12 protein-coding genes and 1 riboswitch are annotated in these 17,327 nt (G+C 69.9%); of the genes, 5 read left to right on the forward strand and 7 right to left on the reverse strand.

The window, feature by feature from the left end; all coding sequences use genetic code 11:
• Nucleotides 1–80 precede the first annotated feature (80 nt).
• The 6 genes from leuC to ilvC form a co-directional block, all read right to left on the reverse strand.
• Nucleotides 81–1,496: a 3-isopropylmalate dehydratase large subunit gene (leuC, locus tag D180_RS00005; RefSeq protein ID WP_017911169.1), complete on the reverse strand. Its 1,416-nt coding sequence runs from the start codon at nt 1,494–1,496 to the stop codon at nt 81–83.
• 84 nt (nt 1,497–1,580) lie between these two features.
• On the reverse strand, nt 1,581–3,137 hold the full coding sequence (locus D180_RS00010) for a 2-isopropylmalate synthase (protein ID WP_026144683.1): 1,557 nt from the start codon (nt 3,135–3,137) through the stop codon (nt 1,581–1,583).
• The gene (locus D180_RS00015; protein WP_017911170.1) at nt 3,134–4,234 is read right to left on the reverse strand and encodes a threonine dehydratase; all 1,101 of its coding nucleotides are present in this window, start codon (nt 4,232–4,234) and stop codon (nt 3,134–3,136) included. The genes D180_RS00010 and D180_RS00015 overlap by 4 nt, the downstream gene beginning before the upstream one ends.
• 177 nt (nt 4,235–4,411) lie before the next feature.
• Nucleotides 4,412–4,660, reverse strand: a complete 249-nt coding sequence (locus D180_RS00020; RefSeq protein ID WP_017910519.1) for an ACT domain-containing protein — start codon at nt 4,658–4,660, stop codon at nt 4,412–4,414.
• Complete coding sequence (gene ilvG, locus D180_RS00025; protein ID WP_017911171.1) at nt 4,644–6,365, reverse strand: acetolactate synthase 2 catalytic subunit; 1,722 nt, start codon at nt 6,363–6,365, stop codon at nt 4,644–4,646. The genes D180_RS00020 and ilvG overlap by 17 nt, the downstream gene beginning before the upstream one ends.
• A gap of 43 nt (nt 6,366–6,408) precedes the next feature.
• A complete protein-coding gene (ilvC, locus tag D180_RS00030) occupies nt 6,409–7,416 on the reverse strand; it encodes a ketol-acid reductoisomerase (RefSeq protein WP_010343386.1) in 1,008 nt (335 codons plus the stop codon).
• A 490-nt stretch (nt 7,417–7,906) separates the two neighbouring features.
• On the opposite strand from ilvC, the gene ggt reads away from it, so the two are divergent.
• Complete coding sequence (ggt, locus tag D180_RS00035) at nt 7,907–9,628, forward strand: gamma-glutamyltransferase (RefSeq protein WP_017911172.1); 1,722 nt, start codon at nt 7,907–7,909, stop codon at nt 9,626–9,628.
• 22 nt (nt 9,629–9,650) lie between these two features.
• Here the strand turns inward: ggt and D180_RS00040 are convergent, their stop codons facing one another.
• Nucleotides 9,651–11,222: a BCCT family transporter gene (locus D180_RS00040; RefSeq protein ID WP_017911173.1), complete on the reverse strand. Its 1,572-nt coding sequence runs from the start codon at nt 11,220–11,222 to the stop codon at nt 9,651–9,653.
• 358 nt (nt 11,223–11,580) lie between these two features.
• Here D180_RS00040 and D180_RS00045 point away from each other — a divergent pair, with 358 nt between their 5' ends.
• From D180_RS00045 to D180_RS00060, 4 genes are all read left to right on the forward strand, one after another.
• Complete coding sequence (locus D180_RS00045) at nt 11,581–13,437, forward strand: methyl-accepting chemotaxis protein (protein ID WP_017911174.1); 1,857 nt, start codon at nt 11,581–11,583, stop codon at nt 13,435–13,437.
• A 213-nt stretch (nt 13,438–13,650) separates the two neighbouring features.
• A riboswitch (TPP riboswitch) is annotated at nt 13,651–13,751 on the forward strand.
• Nucleotides 13,752–13,862: 111 nt separating this feature from the next.
• A complete protein-coding gene (thiC, locus tag D180_RS00050; RefSeq protein ID WP_017910514.1) occupies nt 13,863–15,740 on the forward strand; it encodes a phosphomethylpyrimidine synthase ThiC in 1,878 nt (625 codons plus the stop codon).
• A 149-nt stretch (nt 15,741–15,889) separates the two neighbouring features.
• Entirely contained in the window at nt 15,890–16,555 is a 666-nt protein-coding gene (locus tag D180_RS00055; protein ID WP_017910513.1) for an ion channel, read from the forward strand.
• Nucleotides 16,556–16,859: 304 nt separating this feature from the next.
• On the forward strand, nt 16,860–17,327 hold a 468-nt coding region (locus D180_RS00060), incomplete at its 3' end, for a winged helix-turn-helix domain-containing protein (RefSeq protein WP_043090216.1).

Consider the following 17,327-nt stretch of genomic DNA (forward strand, 5'->3'; position numbering starts at 1 on the left):
CTGGTGGCGGTGCGCGAAGGCGCGGGTGGTGGTGGCGACGAAGGTCAGCGTGGCCGCGAACGCGGCGATGTGCGGCGCCATCACGCGACCTCCGCGAACAGCGCGCGCGGATCGCTGACCTGGCCGTTCACCGCGGCCCAGGCCGCGGTCAGCGGCGAGGCCAGCAGGGTGCGCGACCCCGGGCCCTGGCGGCCCTCGAAATTGCGGTTGCTGGTGCTCACCGCCAGTTGCCCCGGCGCCACCAGGTCGCCGTTCATGGCGATGCACATCGAGCAGCCGGATTCGCGCCATTCCGCACCGGCCGCGCGCACCACCTCGTGGATGCCCTCGGCCTCGGCCTGGCGCTTGACGATCTCCGAGCCCGGCACCACCAGCATGCGCACGTGCGGCGCCACCTTGCGGCCGCGCAGCACCTGCGCCACTTCGCGCATGTCGCTGAGCCGGCCGTTGGTGCAGGAGCCGACGAACACCACGTCCACCGGCGTGCCGATCAGCGCGTGCCCGGCTTCCAGGTGCATGTAGTGCAGGCCCTTCTGCGCCGCCGGATCCTGCGCGGCCGGGATCGGCACGTCCACCGCGATCGCGGTGCCGGGGTGGGTGCCCCAGGTCAGGGTCGGGCGGATGTCGCGCGCGTCGATGCGCACCTCGGCGTCGAAGCGCGCGCCGGGATCGCTGCGCAGCTGCGACCAGCGCTGCACGGCGGCGTCGAAGTCGGCGCCCTTGGGGCCGCGCGGGGTGCTGGCGACCCAGTCGAAGGTGACCTGGTCCGGCGCGATCATGCCGGCGCGCGCGCCGGCCTCGATCGACATGTTGCACAGGGTCATGCGCTGCTCCATGTCCATCGCTTCGATGGTGGAGCCGCGGTATTCCAGCACGTGGCCGGTGCCGCCGTTGACCCCGATCACGCCGATGATGTGCAGGATCACGTCCTTGGCGCCCACGCCCGGTGCCAGCGGCCCGTCGACGGTGATCGCCATGGTCCTGGCCTTGCGCTGCAGCAGGCACTGGGTGGCCAGCACGTGGCCGACTTCGCTGGTGCCGATGCCGAACGCCAGCGCGCCGAACGCGCCATGCGTGGAGGTGTGGCTGTCGCCGCAGACGATGGTCATGCCGGGCTGGGTAAAGCCCTGTTCCGGCGCGATCACGTGGACGATGCCGCGGTTGTCCGAGCCCATGTCGAACAGTTCGATGCCGTAGTCGGCGCAGTTGCGCGCGAGCATGTCCACCTGCGCCTCGGAGGCCGGGGTGTAGTACGGCAGCTTGCCGTCGGCGCCGCGCGGCAGGGTCGGCGTGGAATGGTCCATCGTCGCCTTGGTGCGGTCGGGCCGGCGCGGCGCCAGGCCGCGCGTCTTGAGTTCGGTGAAGGCCTGCGGCGAGGTCACTTCGTGGATCAGGTGCAGGTCGATGTACAGCACCGCCGGGGCGGCGGCGCTTTCGGGGACGACGACGTGCGCGTCCCACAGCTTGTCGTACAGGGTGCGGGGAGTAGCGGACATTGCGGAACTACCTGGCAGGAAAGCTGGGCGGGGAAGGGGAGCGAAGGCGAGCGTGCACGAGGACGATGACCGCGCTGTGGCCGCTCAGGCCAGCGCGTCGGCCGCGGCCGGCGCGCCCTGGCGCTGGCGCAGCACGCGGTTGGCCACGTCCAGCCAGGCCAGCGCGCTGGCCTCGATGATGTCGCGGCTGGTGCCGGTGCCGTCGTATTCGACCTCGCCGTGGCGCACGCTGAGGTTGGCCTCGCCGCGCGCGTCGGCGCCGATGCCGACGCTGTGTACCTGGTAGCTGTCCAGCACCAGTTGCACGCCGGTGGCGGCCGACAGCGCGGCGAACAGGGCGTCCACCGGGCCGTCGCCCTCGGCGCGCTCGCTGACACGCTGGCCGTCCGGATCGGACAGCTCGACCTGCGCGCTGGCGCGCTGGCCACGGTCGCTGACGGTCATCGACGACAGGCGGTAGCCCTGGCTCTCCGGCGCGTCCTGCATCATCGCCTGCAGGTCGGCGTCGTTGACCACGCGCTGCTGTTCGCACAGCGCCTTGAATGCGTCGAAGGCGATGTTCAGTTCGGCCTCGTCCAGCACGTAGCCCAGCGCACGCAGGCGCTGCTCGACCGCGGCGCGGCCGCTGTGGCGGCCCAGCACCATCTGCGAGGACTCCCAGCCCACGTCTTCCGGGCGCATGATCTCGTAGGTGCCGCGGTGGCGCAGCATGCCGTGCTGGTGGATGCCCGACTCGTGGGCGAAGGCGTTGCCGCCGACGATCGCCTTGTTGCGCTGCACCGGCATGCCGACCAGGCGCTGCAGCAACTGCGAGGTGGCGACGATGCGCGGGGTGTGGATCGCGGTGTCCAGTTCGTAGAACGCGTTGCGCACCTTCAGCGCCATCGCGATCTCTTCCAGCGCGCAGTTGCCGGCGCGCTCGCCGATGCCGTTGATGGCGCATTCCACCTGCCGCGCGCCGCCTTCCACCGCGGCCAGCGAGTTGGCCACGGCCAGGCCCAGGTCGTTGTGGCAGTGCGCGCTGAATACCACCCGGTCGGCGCCGGGGACGCTGGCGATGATCCGCGCGAACATGCCGCGGATCTCTTCCGGGGTGGTGAAGCCGACCGTGTCGGGCAGGTTGATGGTGGTGGCGCCGGCGGCGATCGCCACGCTGGCGACCTCGGCCAGGAAATCCTCTTCGGTGCGGGTGGCGTCCTCGGCCGAGAACTCCACGTCGTCCACGTATTGGCGCGCCAGCGCCACGTGCTTGCGCACAGACTCCAGCACCTGCTCGCGGGTCATGCGCAGCTTGTGCTCGCGGTGCAGCGGGCTGGTCGACAGGAACACGTGCAGGCGCGGATTGGCCGCCGCTTCCAGCGCCCGCGCCGAGGTCTCGATGTCGGCGGCCAGGCAGCGCGACAGCACCGCCAGGGTCGGGCCGCGCACTTCGCGGCCGATCAGCGCCATCGCCTCGCGGTCGGACTGCGAGCTGGCCGGGAAGCCGGTCTCGATGATGTCCACGCCCAGCTCGGCCAGGGCGCGCGCCATCACCAGCTTCTGCGGCGGGGTCATGCTGCAGCCGGGGGATTGCTCGCCGTCGCGCAGGGTGGTGTCGAAAATGCGGATGCGGGGGGTCTGGGAAGAAACGGAAGTGTTCACCAGATGGGTTCCTCTACGGCGGCGGTGGCTTGCGGATGGGGATGCGGGGACGCGGCGATGCGGGCAGGAACGGGCGGGGCGGGACGTTGGCTACGAAGTCGCTCGGCGCTGCGGCGGCGCGGCTTGCGCGGCGGGCGCGGGCGCACCTCCGACAGCAGCGTCGCCAGCACGCCGGCGTCGATGTTGCCGCCGGACACCACCGCGCACTTGCGCTTGCCGGCGACGCGGCGCCCGGCCGCCAGGGCCAGCGCGCCGGCGCCCTCGGCGATGACGTGCTCCTCCAGCGCCAGGCGGACCAGCGTTTCGCGCAGTTCCGCCTCGCGCACGATCACCACGTCGTCGAGCAGGCTGGCGCACAGCCGGCGGGTGATGAACCCGGGGATTTTAACCTTGACGCCGTCGGCCAGGGTGGGCACCGGATCCACGGCGCGGACGTCGCCGCGGATCGCCCGCGCCATCGAGTCCACGCCTTCGACCTGGGCGCCGACCACGCGCACGCCCTGCGAGCGCAGCGCCAGGGCCACGCCGGAGGCCAGGCCGCCGCCGCCGATCGGCACGATCACCACGTCCGGGGCGTGCGCGGCCAGCTCGATGCCGACCGTGCCCTGGCCGGCGATCACGTCCGGGTCGTCGAAGGCGGACAGGAAGCGGTAGCCGTTCTGCTCGGCCAGTTCGCGGGCGAAGGCGAAGGCCTCGTCGTAGCTGTTGCCGTGCTGGCGCACGGTGGCGCCCCAGTGCGCGACGCCGGCGATCTTGGTCTGCGGCGCGCCATGCGGCATCACCGTGATGGCCTGCACGCCCAGGCGGTGCGCGGCCCAGGCCACGCCTTGCGCGTGATTGCCGGCGGAGGCGCAGATCACCGCGCGCTCGTCGCCGCGTTCCAGCCCGGCCAGCAACGCATTGAGCGCGCCGCGGACCTTGTAGGAACCGGTGCGCTGCAGGTTTTCCAGTTTCAGCCAGACGCCGAAGCGCTCGGCGTAATGCACCGGTGTCGGCGGCAGATAGCGGCGCAGCCGCGCCTGCGCGGCCAGCACGTCGGCCACGCTGACGGCGACGTGGCCTACGTCCGGCTCCTGCGGGGCGGGGATGTTAGACATGCGGTCGGGACCCGGGGCCCGGGACCCGTGACCCGGGAACAGCGGGTTCCCGGAGAAGAGACCCCCATGGAAGAAGACACCTCCGCGCAGTCCTGGCTTTCGCGCGTCTCGCGCTGCGCCTGACGTCCGCGGCGACCGCCACGGGTCCCGAGTCCCGGGCCCCGGGTCCCGACCGCCTCATACCACCCCATCCAGCGCGGTCACGCGCACCGATTCGCAGTCGTAGACCTTCTCCATCTGCAGGCGCAAGGTCTCGCCGGGGCGGTTGCCGTCCACCACCAGTTGCAGGTGCCAGCGGCCGGCGTCCTCGGCCACCGGTGCGCCGCTGATCGAGATCGGCGCGAAGCCGCGGCGTTCGGCCATGCCGATCGCGCGCAGCAGGGCGCCGTCGATCGGTTTCAGCACCAGGTCAAGCTGGTAACGCATGTGTCGTCTCCTGGCGCTGGGCAGCGGGATTGCTTTCCAGCATGGTGCTGTTGGCGGTATTCGGCGGCACCAGCGGCCACACGTTGGCGCGCGCGTCGATGGCCACGTGCAGCAGCGCCGGGCCCGGCTGCGCCAGCAGCTCGGCCAGCGCGTCGTCGACCTGGCCGCGCGCGGTGATGCGCTTAGCCGGGATGCCGAACACCTGCGCCAGCGCGGCGAAATCCGGGTTGTCGGACAGGTCGATCTCGCTGTAGCGCTCGGCGAAGAACAGTTCCTGCCACTGCCGCACCATGCCCAACGAGCTGTTGTCCAGCAGCACGATCTTCACCGGCAGCTTGCAGCGGGCGATGGTGACCAGCTCCTGCACGTTCATCATGAAGCTGCCGTCGCCGCTGACCAGCACCACGGTGCGGTCGGGGCAGGCGAACTGCGCGCCCATCGCCGCGGGCAGGCCGAAGCCCATGGTGCCCAGCGCGCCGCTGGTCAGGTGATTGCGCGGGTGGTTGAAGCGGCAGTGCTGGGCGACCCACATCTGGTGCTGGCCGACGTCGCAGGCGATCACGGTGTCGGCCGGGGCCAGTTCGCTCAGCCGCTTCAGCAGGCCGGGCGCATAGATGTCCTGCCCGGGCGCGTCGTAGCGCGCGCCGAACTTCTCGCGATGGCCGACGCAGCGGGCGTGCCAGGCCTCGCAGGTGCTGGTCGCCGCGGCCAGCGCACGCAGCGCCTGCGCCACGTCGCCGGGCACGGCGATGTCGGCCTGGCGCAGCTTGGAGATCTCGCAGGCGTCGGCGTCCAGGTGGATGACCCGCGCGAACGGCGCGAACTCGGCCAGCTTGCCGGTGGCACGGTCATCGAAGCGCGCGCCGACCACGATCAGCAGATCCGACTCCTGCACCGCCATGTTGGCGGCGCGGGTGCCGTGCATGCCGAGCATGCCCAGGTAATGCGGGTGCGCGTGCGGCAATGCGCCCAGGCCGCGCAGGGTCAGCACGGTGGGGATGCGGGTGGCTTCGACGAACGCGCGGAACGCGTCCACCGCATCGCCCAGGGCGATGCCGCCGCCGCCGTAGATCACCGGCTTCTCGGCGCCGGCGATCGCCGCCAGCGCCTCGGCCAGCACCGCGTCCTGCGGCGCCGGCGGGGTCGGCACCGCCGCCGGCACGTGCGCCGGCAGATGCGCGGCATCGGCCAGCTGCACGTCCTTGGGCAGGTCGATCAGCACCGGCCCCGGCCGCCCTTCGCGGGCGATGCGGAACGCGTCGCGCAGCACCTGCGGCAGGTCGTCCACGTGCCGCACCAGGAAGCTGTGCTTGACGATCGGCAGGGTCAGGCCGAACACGTCCAGTTCCTGGAACGCGTCGGTGCCCAGCAGCGGCGTGGCGACCTGCCCGGTCAGGCAGATCATCGGCACCGAGTCGAGCATCGCATCGGCGATGCCGGTGACCAGGTTGGATGCGCCCGGGCCGGACGTGGCGACGCACACGCCGACCCGTCCGCTGGCGCGGGCGTAGCCGTTGGCGGCCAGCGCCGCGCCCTGTTCGTGGCGGACCAGGATGTGCTTGAGCTGGCTGTCTACCAGCGCGTCGTAGAACGGCATGATGGTGCCGCCCGGATAGCCGAACAGCGTGTCCACGCCTTCGGCTTCCAGGGCCTGCGTCAGCCAGCGCGCGCCGTTGCGGGGCGTGCCGTGAGCGGAGGAGTTCATACGGTGGCGACCTTTCGGTGGAAGCGGGTGGGGGAGCCGCGGATTACGCGGCCTTGGTGCCGCCGGCGGCCGGTGCGGCAGCGGCGTCGCCGTTGAGCCACACCATCTTGGCGCGCAGCTGCTTGCCGACCGTTTCGATGGGGTGGTCCAGATCGGCCTGCTTGAACTTCTTGTAGTTCGGCAGGCCGGCGTCGTATTCGGCCACCCAGTTCTTGGTGAAGGTGCCGTTCTGGATGTCGGTCAGCACGTCGCGCATGCGCTCCTTGGTCGCCGCGTCGATCACCCGCGGGCCGCTGACGTAGTCGCCGTACTGCGCGGTCTCGGAGACGAACTCGAGCATGCGGGTGATGCCGCCTTCGTAGAACAGGTCGACGATCAGCTTCAGTTCGTGCAGCACTTCGTAGTAGGCGATTTCCGGCTGGTAGCCGGCTTCCACCAGCACTTCGAAGCCGGCCTGCACCAGCGACGAGGCGCCGCCGCACAGCACCGCCTGCTCGCCGAACAGATCGGTCTCGGTCTCTTCCTTGAAGGTGGTCTTGATCAGGTTGGCGCGCGCGCCGCCCAGGCCGGCGGCGTACTCCAGCGCGAACTGCTCGGCCTTGCCGCTCTTGTCCTGGTACACCGCCCAGATGCACGGCACGCCGCGGCCGATCTCGTACTCGCGACGCACCAGCGCGCCCGGGCCCTTCGGCGCGACCAGCACCACGTCCAGGTCGGCGCGCGGCTTGATCATGTCGAAGTGCACGTTCAGGCCGTGCGCGAACAGCAGGCAGGCGCCCTGCTTCATGTTCGGCGCCAGCACTTCTTCGTACAGCTTCTTCTGCACCATGTCCGGGGTCAGCACCGCGACCAGGTCGGCGTCCTTGACCGCCTCGGCGGGGCTCTTCACCACGAAGCCGTCGGCCTGCGCCTTGGCTTCGGTCGGGCCGCCGGCACGCAGGCCGATGGTGACGTCGAAGCCGGACTCGCGCAGGTTCAGCGCGTGCGCGCGGCCCTGGCTGCCGTAACCGACGATGGCGATCTTGGTGGTGGGCTGGGCGGAACTGGTCATTGTGCGGATGTCCTTGAACGGTGTTGGAGTGGAGAGGGGTCTTGCATTCGTGGTCACTGAAACGAAAAACCCCGCGCCGTTGCCGGTGCGGGGTCTGATCGAATCCTGGCTGCTTGTCGCTTACACGCCGGTTCGTCCCGCACTTGTGGGCGAGGTAATAAGCACGAGTACGAGGAGCGACGCAGCAGCGTCCGCGCGCAACGCGGCGGGCTGGCGGGTCGACTTCGGGCGGGTGTGGCGCTGCAACATGCAGCGAGATAACCATGGGCTTTGCGCGACTGTCAACTGTGTTGCGGGCCTCCGCGGGCGAATGTGCCGAAAGCCGCGCCAGCACTGCATGGTTACGCATGAAACGGAGGTGGCGCAGGCGACGAATGGCGCCAATTGCGCGGAAATCCGGCCTTTGCGATGGTGCGATGTGAGCGCCTGCGCGGCGGCACCCGCCGCACTCGGGTACGGTGGGCGTCCCCTGTTCTCCGGAGAGCCGCGCATGTCCGTTTCGCTTCCTTCCCTGGCGCGTCTGGCGCTCGCGCTGGCACTGGCGACGTCGGTGCCGGCGCAGGCCGCCGACCGCATCACCGGCCAGCCGTTCGCCACGCGCTCGGAAGTGATCGCCCCGCACGCCATGGCCGCCACCTCGCAGCCGCTGGCCACGCAGATCGCACTGGAGACCATGCGTGAGGGCGGCTCGGCGGTGGATGCGGCGATCGCCGCCAATGCCGCGCTGGGGCTGATGGAGCCGACCGGCAACGGCGTCGGCGGCGACCTGTTCGCCATCGTCTGGGATCCGAAGACGCAGAAGCTGTACGGTTACAACGGCTCCGGCCGTTCGCCGAAGGCGCTGACCCTGGCCGAGTTCCAGCGCCGCGGGTTGAAGGAGATCCCGGCCACCGGTCCGCTGCCGGTCTCGGTGCCCGGTGCGGTCGACGGCTGGTTCGCGCTGCACGAACGTTTCGGGCGCAGGACGATGGCGCAGAACCTGGCGCCGGCGATCCGCTACGCCCGCGACGGCCATCCGGTGGCCGAGACCATCGCCTACTACTGGGATCGCTCGGTGCCGCGGCTGTCGCAGTACCCAGGCTTCAAGGAGCAGTTCACCATCGACGGCCACGCCCCGCGCAAGGGCGAGCTGTGGAAGAACCCGAACCTGGCCAACACCCTGCAGCAGATCGCCGACGGCGGCCGCGACGCGTTCTACAAGGGCCCGATCGCGCGCACCATCGATGCCTACTTCAAGGCCAACGGCGGCTTCCTGCGCTACGAGGATCTGGCCAGCCACCACGGCGAATGGGTCGAGCCGGTGTCCACCAACTACCGCGGCTACGACGTGTGGGAACTGCCGCCCAACAGCCAGGGCATCGCCGCGCTGCAGATGCTCAACATCCTGGAGGGCTACGACTTCTCCAGGATCCCGTTCGGCTCGGCCGAGCACGTGCACCTGTTCACCGAAGCGAAGAAGCTGGCTTTCGCCGATCGTGCGCGCTTCTACGCCGACCCGGCGTTCCAGCCGGCGCCGCTGGCGCGGCTGATCTCCAAGGACTACGCCGCGCAGCGGCGTGCGCTGATCTCGATGGACCGCGCGCTGAAGGAAGTGCAGCCGGGCACGCCGAAGCAGTTGGAAGAGGGCGACACCATCTACCTGACCGTCGCCGATGCCGACGGCATGATGGTGTCGCTGATCCAGTCCAACTACCGCGGCATGGGCAGCGGCATGGCGCCGCTGGGGCTGGGCTTCATCCTGCAGGACCGCGGCGAGATGTTCGTGCTGCAGAAGGACCATCCCAACGGCTACGCGCCGGGCAAGCGTCCGTTCCAGACCATCATCCCCGCGTTCGTGACCAAGGACGGCAAGCCGTGGCTGAGCTTCGGCGTGATGGGCGGGGCGATGCAGCCGCAGGGCCACGTGCAGATCCTGATGAACCTGATCGATTTCCACATGAACCTGCAGGAGGCCGGCGACGCGCCGCGGATCCAGCACGACGGCTCCACCGAGCCGACCGGGCAGGCCACGGCGATGCGCGACGGCGGCGAGCTGAACCTGGAAACCGGCTTCGCCTACGACACCATCCGCGAACTGATGCGTAAGGGCCATCGGGTGATCTTCGCCGACGGGCCGTACGGCGGTTACCAGGCGATCGCGCGCGATCCGGACAGCGGCGTGTACTACGGCGCGTCGGAAAGCCGCAAGGACGGGCAGGCCGCCGGCTACTGAGGCCGGCCGCTGGCGGGGGCGTTCATTCCTGTGCGCGGGGCGCCGCCGCGTCTGCGTCGTCCCGCGCCGCCTGTTCGCGCGCGATCCAGGCCTCGATCATGTGCCTGGCGCGTTGCGCCTGGCGGCGTTGGCGGTTGGACTCGGCATCGAGCACGCGGTACAGCGACACGATCACCAGCACCATCAGCAAGGCGAACGGCAGCGCCGCGATGGTGATCACGCCCTGCAGCGCATCCAGGCCGCCGGCCAGCAACAGCACCGCGGCGATCAGCGCCACCGCCACGCCCCACACCAGCTTGCGCGCCAGCGGCGGGTCGCCGGCCTCGTCGGTGGACATGCTGGCCAGCACCAGCACCGCCGAATCGGCGGAACTGACGAAGAAGATCATCAGCAGCAACAACGCCACGCTCGACAGCAGCGGCGACCCCGGCAGGCTGTCGAACAGGGTGAACAGCACCCTCTCGTAGCCGTTGTGCAGCGCCTGCAGCATGTCCACGTGGCCGAACAGCTGCGACCACAGCGCGGTACCGCCGAACACCGAGAACCACAGGAAGCCGAGCAGGGTCGGCGCCAGCACCACGCCGACGACGAATTCGCGCACGCTGCGGCCGCGCGAGACGCGGGCGATGAACGCGCCGACGAACGGCGCCCAGGCGATCCACCAGGCCCAGTAGAAGATGGTCCAGTCGGCCACCCAGCGGTCGCCGGAGAACGGCGACATGCGCAGGCTCATCGTCACCAGTTGATTGAGGTAGGCGCCCAGCGTGGTGGTGAAGGTGTCGAAGATGAAGCCGGTGGGGCCGAGCACCAGCACCGCGGCCAGCAGCAGTGCCGCCAGCGCCAGGTTGATGTTGGACAGCCACTTGATGCCGCGTTCCACACCGGTGCTGGTGGACAGCATGTACAGCACGAAGGCCACGCCGATCACCGTCAACTGCAACGGCACCCCGGCGTACACGCCGAACACGCGCTGCACGCCGGCGGCGATCTGGATGGTGCCGAAGCCCAGGGTGGTCGCCACGCCGACCGCGGTGGCGACCACCGCGGCGATGTTCACGCACTGCCCGATCCAGCCGCGGTGATGGCGGCCGATGACCGGCTGCAGGATGTCGCTGATCAGACCGCGGCCGTTGCGGTTGTACTGGAACCAGGCCATCGCCAGTCCGATCAGCGCATACACCGCCCAGGGATGCAGGCCCCAGTGGAAGAAGGCGTAGCGCATCGATGCGCGTGCCGCCTGCATGCTCTCCGGCGCCAGCCCTTCCGGCGGCTTGAGGAAATGCGAGATCGGCTCGGCCGCACCCCAGAACACCAGGCCGATGCCCATGCCGGCGGCGAACAACATCGACAGCCAGCTCCCGCGCGAGAAATCCGGCTCGGCGTCTTCGCCGCCGATGCGCAGGTTGCCGAAGCGGCCGAACGCCAGGTACAGCAGGAAGCTCAGGGTCAGGAACACGATCAGCAGGTACAGCCAGCCGGCACTGCGGATCACGTCGGTCAGCGCGGTCTGCACCACGTCATTGAAGGGGCCGGGGGCAACGCCGGCGATCAGGACCAGCAGCGCCACCAAGGCGATGGAAATGCGGAACACCATGGTGGAGCGTCTCCAGTCGTGGAATGGATGGGGCGCCGCCGCTGGCGACACGCACGCACGGCAAGCGGCGGCGAGACAGCGTGCGGCGCCGGCAGCGGGCACCGGGTGCCGGCGCTGTCGCCTGCCGCATCGCGCTGTCATTGCGAGGCGAGGTCGCGCAACACCGTGCGCTTGGCGCCCAGGACGGGTCGGTCGGGCTGCAAGTCAGCAATGTTCGCGAAGACGACGTCATGGTCGTGTCGTCGGCAGGTCTGCCGATGCGCATCCCTTGCATGATGGTGATCCCGGTTGGAGCGTGTGTCGCTGCGAGGGCGCGGCAGGAGCCGATACCATGGCCGCAGCACTGAGGAAGACGCCGATGGCCTTGTTCTCACGCAGTCCCGATGCCGACGCCACGCCCATTGCCGGTTTGCCGGATGCCCCGATCGCGCTGTTGCGGCTGGAGCCCGACGGTCGCGTGAGTGCCGCCAACCGTGCCGCCCTGGACCTGCTGGGCGTCCCGGCCGAAACGCTGCTCGGCGCCGCCAGCGAGGCGGTCTGGGGCTTGCCGCTGTCCGCCCTGGTCGACAGCGAAGGCAGTTGGCAGGCGCCGGGGGGCGATCCCGCGCGCCGCGTGCGCTACCAGCGCGACCGCGATCGTGGCGGCCAAGGCTGGCTGCTGTCGCTGCCGCATCCGGAAACCGCGGCACTGTTGCGCGACGTCGCGCTGCTCGCCGAGGGCCAGCCGCAGGGTGCGACCAGCCCGGCGCTGCAGGCGCTGGCGCAGCGGATCCAGGAGGGGGTGGTGGCGCAGACGCTGCTGGATCGGGTCGGCGAGCGGCTGACCGGCTGCGATCTGGATCTGGGGCTGCAGACGCCGCTGTCGGCGCAGGAGGCCGAGGCGATGCCGGGACGGCGCCTGTCGGCCGGCTTCGGCAACCTGGCCGAGGCGATCCGCCAGGCGGTGGCGCTGTCGCTGCAGATCGCCGCCGACGTGCCGCACGTGGTCGCCGAGAACGACGAACTGGCGCGGCAATCGCAGACCCAGCTCGATGCGCTGCAGACAGTGCTCGCCACCACCCGGCAATTGCTGCAGAGCCTGCACGAGACGGACCGCGACCTGCGCGCGGTGATCGCAGTGGCGGCCAGCGCCGACGACAGCGCCCGCCAGGGTGTGGAGGCGGCACGCATCCTCGGCCAGGCGATGCAGGAGGTGGCGCGGCGTTCGGCACGCGCCAACCAGGTCATCGAGGTGATCGATGCGGTCGCATTCCAGACCAACATCCTCTCGATCAACGCCAGCATCGAAGCGGTGCATGCCGGCCCGGCCGGGCGCGGTTTCGCGGTGGTCGCCACCGAAATCCGGCAACTCGCCGAACGCGCTGCCACCGCGGCACGCGACGTGCGCAGCATCATCGGCGAGACCGGCACCGCGCTGCAGGACAGTGCGGCCTCGGCGCAGCGCACCGAGCAGGTGCTGGGCGGCATCGGCGCGTTGCTCGGCCGCGCCAGTGCGGCGATGGAGGCGGTGGCCGGCCGCATCGCCACGCAGAGCGAAGAGATCGGTGGCATCGACCGTGCCATCGAGCACGTGGTCGGGCTCAGCCGCAGCAATCTGCAGCACGCCGCGCAGGTGGTGCAGCGCAGCGCCGACCTGGCCGCGGGCAGCGACACCCTGCACGACTGCGTGAATCTGTTCCGGCTGCCCGCCGATCCGATGCGCCAGCCACGGCATGCGCGCGTGCGCGATCTGGCCCAGGCCGCTGCGGTCAGCGTCGACCTGGCCTTCGAGGCAGCGCTGATGCGTGGGCGCATCGGCGAGGAGGCGCTGTTCTCCACCGAGTACGTGCCGATCCCCGGCATCGACCCGCCCAAGTACCGCACCGCATTCGATGCGTTGTGCGACGAGTTGTTGCCGCCGCTGCAGGAGCCGCTGCTGGCCGCGCATCCGTGGATCGTGTTCGCGATCTGCGCGAACGTCGACGGTTATGTGCCGACCCACAATCTGCGCTTCAGCCAGCCGCTCAGTGGCGACCGCGCGCGCGACCTGGTCGGCAACCGCAGCAAGCGCATCTTCGCCGACCGGGTCGGCCGCAATGTCGGCCGCCACACCGAGCCCTATCTGCTGCAGGTGTATCGGCGCGATACCGGGCAGATCCTGTTCGACCTGTCGGTGCCGGTGCATGTCCGCGGGCGCCACTGGGGCGGCTTGCGCGTGGCCTACATGCTGGAATGAGCCGGCGCGCGCGTTGGCAAAAAAAATGCCGCCGGCAGTGCCGGCGGCGATGAGAGAGAGCTCTGATTCTTGTGCGCGCAGGCTAGGCGGGCCACGTGGCCGCGGTTTGTCGCCGGCGCCGCCGCGTGTGGCGGCGCTGACACATGCGCGCGGCGGCTGTGCCGGCGTTCAGCCGCATCGGTTGGCGGCGAGCGGCGGAAACGGGTCTAATAGCCGTAGAAGCGGGGGTACCGTCGGCGCAGGCCGCGGTTGAGACAGTCCCTTCGAACCTGATCCGGTTGATACCGGCGTAGGGAAGCTTCGCAAGTCCGCTGCGGGCGCGTGCGCGTCCGGGGCGGGCCCGCGCCGCCGCTTCGTCCGAGATGCGAGTCCGCTCGCACCCGTCCCGCTTCCCCTGCGGGTCACTTGAACCAGGACGAACGCCGATGAACGCCGTACCCAATCCGCTGCAGCAGCAGACCGACACCTTGTCCGCGGCGGTGACCCGCCCGATCCCCGGTTCGCGCAAGATCTTCGTGCCGGGCTCGCGCGCCGATCTGCAGGTGCCGATGCGCGAGATCGCGCTGACCCGCACGCCCACCGTGTTCGGCGGCGAGGAAAATGCCCCGATCACCGTCTACGACACGTCCGGGCCGTACACCGACCCGCAGGCGCGGATCGATCTCGGCGCCGGCCTGGCGCCGCTGCGCGCCGCCTGGATCGCCGAGCGCGGCGACAGCGTGGCGCTGGCCGGGCTCAGTTCGCAGTTCGGGCGCGCGCGCGAGGACGATGCGCGCCTGCAGGCGGTGCGCTTCCCGGCACGGCGTCTGCCGCGACGCGCCCGCGACGGCGCCAACGTCACCCAGATGCACTACGCACGGCGCGGCATCGTCACCCCGGAAATGGAGTTCGTGGCGATTCGGGAGAACCAGCGCCTGCAGGATCTGCGCGATGCGCAACTGCGCGCGCAGCATCCCGGCGAAGCGTTCGGTGCCGCCATCCCGCGGCAGATCACGCCCGAGTTCGTGCGCGACGAGATCGCCCGCGGACGCGCCATCCTGCCGTGCAACATCAACCATCCGGAAAGCGAGCCGATGATCATCGGCCGCAACTTCCTGACCAAGATCAACGCCAACATCGGCAACAGCGCGGTCAGTTCCGGCATCGCCGAGGAAGTGGAAAAACTGGTGTGGGCGATCCGCTGGGGCGGGGACACGGTGATGGACCTGTCCACCGGCAAGCACATCCACGAGACCCGCGAATGGATCGTGCGCAACTCGCCGGTGCCGATCGGCACCGTGCCGATCTACCAGGCGCTGGAGAAGGTGGATGGCCGCGCCGAGGAACTGACCTGGGAGATCTTCCGCGACACCCTGATCGAGCAGGCCGAACAGGGCGTGGACTACTTCACCATCCATGCCGGCGTGCTGCTGCGCTACGTCCCGCTGACCGCCAAGCGCGTCACCGGCATCGTCTCGCGCGGCGGCTCGATCCTGGCCAAGTGGTGCCTGGCGCATCATCGCGAGAACTTCCTCTACACCCACTTCGAGGACATCTGCGAGATCATGAAGGCCTACGACGTGGCCTTTTCGCTCGGCGACGGCTTGCGCCCGGGTTGCATCGCCGACGCCAACGACGCCGCCCAGTTCGGCGAACTGGAAACGCTGGGCGAACTGACCAGGCTCGCCTGGAAGCACGACGTGCAGACCATGATCGAGGGCCCCGGCCACGTGCCGATGCAATTGATCAAGGAGAACATGGACAAGCAACTGCGCGAGTGCGGCGAGGCGCCGTTCTACACGCTGGGGCCGCTGACCACCGACATCGCGCCCGGCTACGACCACATCACCTCGGCGATCGGTGCGGCGATGATCGGCTGGTTCGGCACCGCGATGCTGTGCTACGTCACGCCCAAGGAGCATCTGGGCCTGCCCAACCGCGCCGACGTGCGCGACGGCATCATGGCCTACAAGATCGCCGCGCACGCCGCGGACCTGGCCAAGGGCCATCCCGGCGCGCAGGTGCGCGACAACGCCTTGTCCAAGGCGCGCTTCGAGTTCCGCTGGGACGACCAGTTCCATCTCGGCCTGGATCCGGAGAAGGCGCGCGAGTTCCACGACGAGACCCTGCCCAAGGACGCGCACAAGCTGGCGCATTTCTGTTCGATGTGCGGACCGCACTTCTGCTCGATGAAGATCACCCAGGACGTGCGCGACTACGCCGCCGAGCACGGGGTCGACGCGGAAGCGGCGCTGCAGGCCGGCATGGCCGAGAAGTCGGCGCAGTTCCTGGCGGCTGGCGCGCAGGTGTACCGCGCCGAGTGAGCGCACGGCGGTCGGCGCCGCAGGACGCCGCCGCCACTGCCGACATGAACCTGGCCGTGCGTGGGTGTGCGGCGTGCGCCGCGATCATGACGACGGCGTCATGATCGCGCGCGTCTATGATGCGCGCTGGTCGCCACAGGGAATGTCTCATGCTGCGCTATGCGTTCGCGCTGCGTCGCCATCCGTCCGCGCTGTTGCTCGCGGTGCAACTGCTGGGCGTGCTGCTGTATCCCTGGATGGAGGACACCGCGGCCGGGCGCGCGCTGTTCGGCGCCTTCGGCATCGTGGTGCTGGCGCTGGCGTTGTGGGTGGTCAACCGCGGACCCTCGGCGCTGTGGATCGCCTGTTGCCTGGCGCTGCCGTCGGTGGCGCTGTCGATCGCCGCGGCGTTGCTCGGCAATCCGGCGATGACCGCCTGGGCGCAATTGCTGGAAAGCCTGCTGTACTTCTATACCGCCGGCAGCCTGATCGCCTACATGTTGCAGGACCACGTGGTCACTCGCGACGAGCTCTATGCGGCCGGCGCCACCTTCACGCTGCTGGCCTGGGCCTTCGCGTTCGTCTTCGCGGTGTGCCAGCAATGGCTGCCGGGCAGCTTCACCGCGGCCGTGGACGCGGCCTCGCCGCGGACCTGGATGGAATTGCTGTATCTGAGCTTCAGCGTGCTCTCGGGCGTGGGCCTGAGCGATGTCGTGCCAGTGCAGCCGTTCGCCCGCGCGCTGGTGATGATCGAACAGTTCGCCGGCGTGATGTACATCGCCTTGGTGGTGTCGCGACTGATTGGGCTCAGCGTCACACGCCACATGAAGACGTGAACGTGGCGTAAAAAAAGCGCGCCCAGGGGCGCGCAGTCATGGAGCGATTATGTGAATTTCGTCGGCGGAGAGAGAGCCTGAATGCGTCGTCGCGGTTGGCGGCGGCGATGACTAGAGTAGAATTGAGTGACAAGCCGCGCTTGGCGGCATCCGCTGCCTCGTTTTGCCGAGTTTGCTCGTTGGCCTCTGTCACGGGGCCACGCGTGGTCGCGCAGCCGCCGCATTCGCGGCACCTCCCTCACGGCGTTCTTCGTTGTCCAACATGGTTTCCTCATCGTTCGCCACACCGACGCTTCCGCAACGGATGCAGGTGGGCGATTGCCTGGTGCTGCTGTCCTTGCGCGAGGTGCACGCCCCGCGCGCGCGCCGGCCGCAACGGCTCACGCCCAAGGCGATGGGCGTGCTGCGGGTGTTGCTGGGGCAGCCGGGTCAGGTGGTGGAGCGCGAGGCGCTGTTGGCGCAGGTCTGGCCGGACACGCAGCCGACCAACGATGTGGTGACGCAGGCCATCACCCAGTTGCGCAAGGCGTTCGCGGCCGGCGTGCGCGGCGAGGCGCCGGTGTACATCGAGACCCTGGCCAAGACCGGCTACCGCCTGGTGGCACCGGTACAGGCCTTGCCGGATGTCGAGGCCGAGGCGGACGCGGCGGCGGCTCCATCGCTGGACACGGACGCCGCCACGGAGACGGCTGCGGCGCGTGTTCCGGCCATCGCCCCTGCGGCGCGGCGGCGCGCGCCGTCATGGCTCGCCGCTGCCGCCGGTGCGGCGTCG

Origin of the sequence: Xanthomonas sp. SHU 166 (genome assembly GCF_000364685.1) — a bacterium.
Classification (GTDB): Bacteria; Pseudomonadota; Gammaproteobacteria; order Xanthomonadales; family Xanthomonadaceae; genus Xanthomonas_A; species Xanthomonas_A sontii.

Coding starts and splice junctions, on each gene's coding strand:
- ilvC (WP_010343386.1), bottom strand. CDS start 7,416: ATGACCAGTTCCGCCCAGCCCACCACCAAGATCGCCATCGTCGGTTAC.
- thiC (WP_017910514.1), top strand. CDS start 13,863: ATGAACGCCGTACCCAATCCGCTGCAGCAGCAGACCGACACCTTGTCC.
- D180_RS00015 (WP_017911170.1), bottom strand. CDS start 4,234: ATGTCTAACATCCCCGCCCCGCAGGAGCCGGACGTAGGCCACGTCGCC.
- ggt (WP_017911172.1), top strand. CDS start 7,907: ATGTCCGTTTCGCTTCCTTCCCTGGCGCGTCTGGCGCTCGCGCTGGCA.
- D180_RS00020 (WP_017910519.1), bottom strand. CDS start 4,660: ATGCGTTACCAGCTTGACCTGGTGCTGAAACCGATCGACGGCGCCCTG.
- D180_RS00055 (WP_017910513.1), top strand. CDS start 15,890: ATGCTGCGCTATGCGTTCGCGCTGCGTCGCCATCCGTCCGCGCTGTTG.
- leuC (WP_017911169.1), bottom strand. CDS start 1,496: ATGTCCGCTACTCCCCGCACCCTGTACGACAAGCTGTGGGACGCGCAC.
- D180_RS00040 (WP_017911173.1), bottom strand. CDS start 11,222: ATGGTGTTCCGCATTTCCATCGCCTTGGTGGCGCTGCTGGTCCTGATC.
- ilvG (WP_017911171.1), bottom strand. CDS start 6,365: ATGAACTCCTCCGCTCACGGCACGCCCCGCAACGGCGCGCGCTGGCTG.
- D180_RS00045 (WP_017911174.1), top strand. CDS start 11,581: ATGGCCTTGTTCTCACGCAGTCCCGATGCCGACGCCACGCCCATTGCC.